Origin of the sequence: Shewanella sp. 10N.286.52.C2 (assembly GCF_002874545.1) — a bacterium.
Classification (GTDB): domain Bacteria; phylum Pseudomonadota; class Gammaproteobacteria; order Enterobacterales; family Shewanellaceae; genus Shewanella.
In genome coordinates this window covers 1147-6503 of the sequence record NZ_MCTV01000062.1, presented here as the reverse complement: position 1 = coordinate 6503, position 5357 = coordinate 1147, and the positions used below count along the sequence as shown (strand labels likewise).

The 5357-nt window shown below is 43.8% G+C and carries 1 protein-coding gene; it reads right to left on the bottom strand.

Going from position 1 to position 5357, the window contains the following annotated elements:
- Positions 1 to 5357, bottom strand: a 5357-nt coding sequence (locus tag BCU94_RS17640) for a tandem-95 repeat protein (RefSeq protein WP_133149808.1), incomplete at both ends; no start/stop codon positions are given.

Below are 5357 nucleotides of genomic sequence, written 5' to 3'. Positions count from 1 at the left end.
GAACCCGCAACCGGTGCATCATTAATATCAGTTACTGTAATATCGATATTAGCGCCAACGGTTTCTTTTCCATCAGTGACCGAGAAGCTAAGTTCAACTTGACCATTAAAGTTCTCATTTGGCGCAAAACTATATGTTCCATCGCCATTATCAGTGAATACACCTTCGGTACCACTGTATTCAACACCACTAACGGATAAGTCGTCTCCATCGATGTCTGTTGCGCCCGTGAGCAATTGCTCATCAGTGAAGATTAAGGTTCCATCTTCTTCGACAGTGTAAGCTTGATCTTCCACTCCTACTGTTGTGTCATTTATAGGGTTAATAGTCAGATCAATGTTGGCTTGAACTGTGGTTCCACCGTCATAGACATCAAAGCTTATATCCATTTCACCATGGAAGTTTGCATCAGGAGTCAGGGTAAATGAACCATCGTCGTTTTCTGTGATAGTAACGTTGTTACCGCCAGTTAGATTTCCAGCAGTTAAGTCATCACCGTCTACATCACTGGCATTGGCTAACAATTGCTCTTGAGACAGGGTAATACTGCCGTCTTCATCAACACTGTAAGCCAGATCACCCGAAACGGGTGCATCATTCACCGCAATGACTTCAATGCCTGCTGTGGTTTGCGCCACTGCCCCATCATCATCGATGATGGTGACATCCAGGCTGATATCACCGTTGAAGTTCTCATTTGGCGAGAAGGTCACTGAGCCATCTTGGTTTTGAACCAGGATACCGTCGGTGCCAGAGTAAGTCACACTATCTAGGCTGACGGTGCCATCCACATCGCTTGAGTTCGCTAATAGCTGCTCAGCGCTAATGGTGATTTGGCCGTCTTCGTTGACTGTGTATGAGGTTGAACCCGCTACCGGTGCATCGTTGACATCCGTAACCGCGATATCGATGTTAGCTGGGGTCACAACGGTGCCATCGCTGACACCAAACTCTAGTTGCACATCACCATTGAAGTTTTCATTTGGCGCAAAGCTATGGGTACCATCACCGTTGTCGGTAAGCACACCGTCAGTGCCGGTGTAACTCACATCGGCGATAGTTAAATTATCACCTTCAATGTCGGTGGCACCAACAAGCAGTTGCTCATCGGTAATGATGATCACGCCGTCTTCGTTCATGCTAAAGCTTTGATCTTGCGCTAGAGCAGCATCATTAACAGGGTTAACACTTAGATTTAATTCAGTGGAGACGATTTGATCGCCATCACTGACATCAAAGCTAAACGATACTTCACCGTTGAAGTCCGCATCAGGGATAACTGTGTATGTTCCATCACCATTGTCGACCAATGTGACATTGTCATCATCAGAGCTGACATTAACGGCAACTAAATCATCACCATCAAGATCGGTCGCATTCGCTAATAAATCAGCTTGAGTAATAGTGATTGAGCCATCTTCATCAACCTGTGCGGTAACTGCATCAGAATCAGGTGCATGGTCAACTTCAAAGTTTATCGTTTGAACAGTACTAGATTGATCGTCATTTGACAGTTCAGTGGCTGTTGCGATGATCTCTAACGATGCTGAACCGGTGTAATCCTCAGGGAAGGTAACTGCAAGGTTTTGATCCAACACAGTGGTTGGGATAACAACGCTGCCATCTTCACCAACAACAATTTCACCTTGGAAAATTTGGCTATTTGTTTCACCAACATCAATGGTAAATGTGAAGTCATCAAAATCTTGATCTCCGCCGCCAAAGAGATCTTCAACACCGTAAACAATATCGCCATCTTCATTCAGTGTGGTTCTCGTATGCTCTATGCCATCTTCGTTAAGATTGCTATTGCTGCCACCATGGAAAATCGCATCACCAAATTGACTTAAAATCGGCGTTTCGACGCCATCTTCACTAATGTGAACCAATTGCGGGTCGACTGAGTCGATAGTCGCAGGGTTACCATCGGCATCGCGGAACTCAAATGTACCGTCCTGCATATTCTCAAAGTCATTACGATTGAAACCATTTGGGATCACAAATAGATTGAAGCTTTCACCCGCCTCGACATCAAACGTGAAGGATGATTCACCTGGGATTAATTCACCGCCAGAGCCCACTTCAGAAGCATTTTCAAAACCAATTTGTACCCCTGTAATATTACCTTCTTCATCAACGGTATAGTAACCCGCCGTATTTTGATATCCGGCAGTTTCGCCCTGGAACGTCACGGTAATATCGGTATTGTCGTAACTGGTAATACCGCTGCTTTGTTCGTCAAACAGCGCTTCGCCGTCATAGGTCAGTACTGAACCTTCTGGTAAACCATTTACTTCAACCGTAAGGGTTTCAGAAAGGTCTTGATCCACTAGACTTGCATCAATATTAAGTTGCGTGGTTGAACCGGGCTCTACCACAATCACTTCATCAGTGACGACATCGCCATCACCGGTTGTTACTGTTAAGTCAGGAGCATCAGCAACGGCTTCGATGGCAACACCAATACTTTGTGATACCTCATCTGTGCCATCTGACACACTAAAATCGACCTCAATATTGCCACTAAAATGTTCATTCGGAGTGAAGCTGTAAGTACCGTCGCCATTATTCGTCAATGTACCTTCATCTGCGCTGTAAGATACATCAGTAATACTAAGCTCATCACCTTCGATATCTGTCGCTTGTGCCAATAATTGCTCTTCTGTGAAGATTAATGTTCCATCTTCTTGAATTGCAAAATTAAGCGGCTGCACTTCAGGCGCGTCATTAATTGGATTAACTGTCAGAGTCAGCTCTGTAGGTGTGTCAGTTTCACCGTCCGAAACATCATAACTAAAGACAATATCGCCATTAAAATCAGCAGAAGGCGTAACGCTAAAGGTACCGTCGCCATTATCGACAACGGTCGCATTTGGATCGTTAGTTTGTAAACCATCGGCTCTTAAGAAATCACCATCTTGATCTGATGCATTTTCAAGTAGCATTTCTTGAGTAACTAAAATTGTGCCATCTTCGTCTACAGAAGCAACAATAGGCCCAGCTTCAGGGACATCATTTACAAACTCAACATTAAGACTAATATCGGCCGAAACCACATCAGTGCCGTCACTGACATCAAAGCTCAAGCTGGCGGTACCGCTGTATTCCGCTTGTGGGGTTAGCGTATAAGTCCCATCGCCATTATCAATGACTTCAACGTTTGGATCTTGCGATGTGACATTAACAACAGATAACTCATCGCCTTCTATATCCGTTGCTTGAGCCAGTAACTGCTCGGTAGTAACCGTTATAGCTTCATCTTCCATGGTATTAAATGAAAGATCAGGAACATCTGGAGCATCATTAACTGGCGTAACCGTTAGATCTAATTCAGTGGCAACCGTTTCAATACCATCAGTCACATCGTATGTAAATTGGATGTCACCATTGAAATCTTCACTTGGGGTGATCGTAAAGCTGCCATTGTCATTTTGTACGACAGTCGCATTTTCATCGTTGGTAACAAGATTGGTTGCGGCCAGAGAATCACCATCGACATCACTGGCATTGGCGAGTAATTCTTCTTGAGATAGGGTAATACTGCCGTCTTCATCCACAGTTACCGCAACTGGGCCAGAGACTTCAGGGCCTTCGTTGTATTCTTCAACGGTAATATTTAATGAACTAGGAGCAGATGCTTGGCCATCACTAACCTCGAATGACAAAGACACATTGCCGGTAAATCCTTCTGCTGGCGTGAAGCTAAAGGTATTGTCACCGTTGTCGACCAAAGTACCATCCAGCTGATTGGTCAGCACTAAATCTTCAATATGAAGAATATCGCCATCAACATCACTTGCACCTGACAATAAGCTAGATGCATTAATGGTCATGGTGCCATCATTGAGCATTTGTAAATCTAATGGCGCCCCTGCAACAGGGACATCATTAACAGGGATAACAGTTAAATCAATATTATTGGTTGTAACATCTTGACCATCACTAATGCCATAACTTAAGTCGACGTCACCATTGAAATTTTCGTTGGGAACAAAGGTGTAACTACCATCGTCATTGGTAATTAACTCACCGGCATTACCGCTGTAACTCACATCTTGAATAGATAAATCATCACCTTCAATGTCAGATGCATTCGCAAGTAAATCAGCATCAGTGAAGCTAATAGAGTTGTCTTCTTCAGTGCTAAGGACTATTGGTCCAGATGCAATTGGTGCATCATTGACCTCAGCAAAGTTGATATGGATAGTATTGTCATCAACTAACTCACCATCAGTCACTTGATAAGTTAGGTCAATATCCCCCGAGAAATTCTCATCTGGGGTAAGGGTCCAAGTGCCATCACCATTGTCGGTTAGCGTTGCATTCTCATCGTTTAACTCAAGATTAATGATATCGAGATTTTCACTATCAATATCAGAAGCTTGTGCAAGCAACTGCTCCTCGGTTATCACAATAGAAGCAAAACCATCTGCCCCTTCTGAACTTGTCACAACAGGAAGCTCTGCAGATAAATCGATATCTTGATCACCAGCGTGAAGGTTCAGCTCAATTGTTTCTGTTACTTCAGTGCCATCTACGGCAATCGATGTAAAGACCACATCATCAGGTAACGTCTGCGATACAGACATATTCTGCACCACATAAGTGCCGTTACCTTCAATTGTGCCTAACTCAAATCGTGCTACGGGTTCATCCGTGGTAAGGGTATACGTATGCTCGAAACTACTATTATCATCTTTATGATAAGTTTGTGAGTCGATGAGGTTACCATCGGCATCAAAAGCCCTAATTTCTACTTCAGTGAAGTTTTTAGATCCTTCAACAAACCAACCACCTAAGCCATCTAGTTCGAAGCTGATTTCATTAATATCTTGACCTTCAACATTAATAACTAGCTGCTCATCACCACTTAAACCTTGTCTATCGGTATCGCCAATACCATGGCCAATATGAGTATTACCATTCCAAGCGCCTAACGGCCCATCTGTACTCTGGGTGGTAACTACTAAGTCGCCATCAGTAAATTCACGGGTATGTGAATCTATTTCTGTGCCCCAATCATCAACTGTCGCATTATCATCGAAGGTACCGATTTGACTAGTATGAGTAGAATCAGTAACTGCGGTTTCATCAGCAACAAAGCGTACTTCAGTATCAGGCGCGAATTCTTGTCCTACCTCTAACGTCACCCATTCATCATTGATATTGGCTTGTACAATACCAAACTCAGGTTGTGCATCGAGGCGAATAGCAGGCTCTTCACGAAGACTAACGCCAACGGTTTGATCTTCTTCTGCTTGAATATAAATATCGGCACCCGCAATCGGTGCATCGTTGACTGGGTTAACGGTTAAATCAACACCTGTCGCCACTGTAGTGGTGCCATCAGAGACATC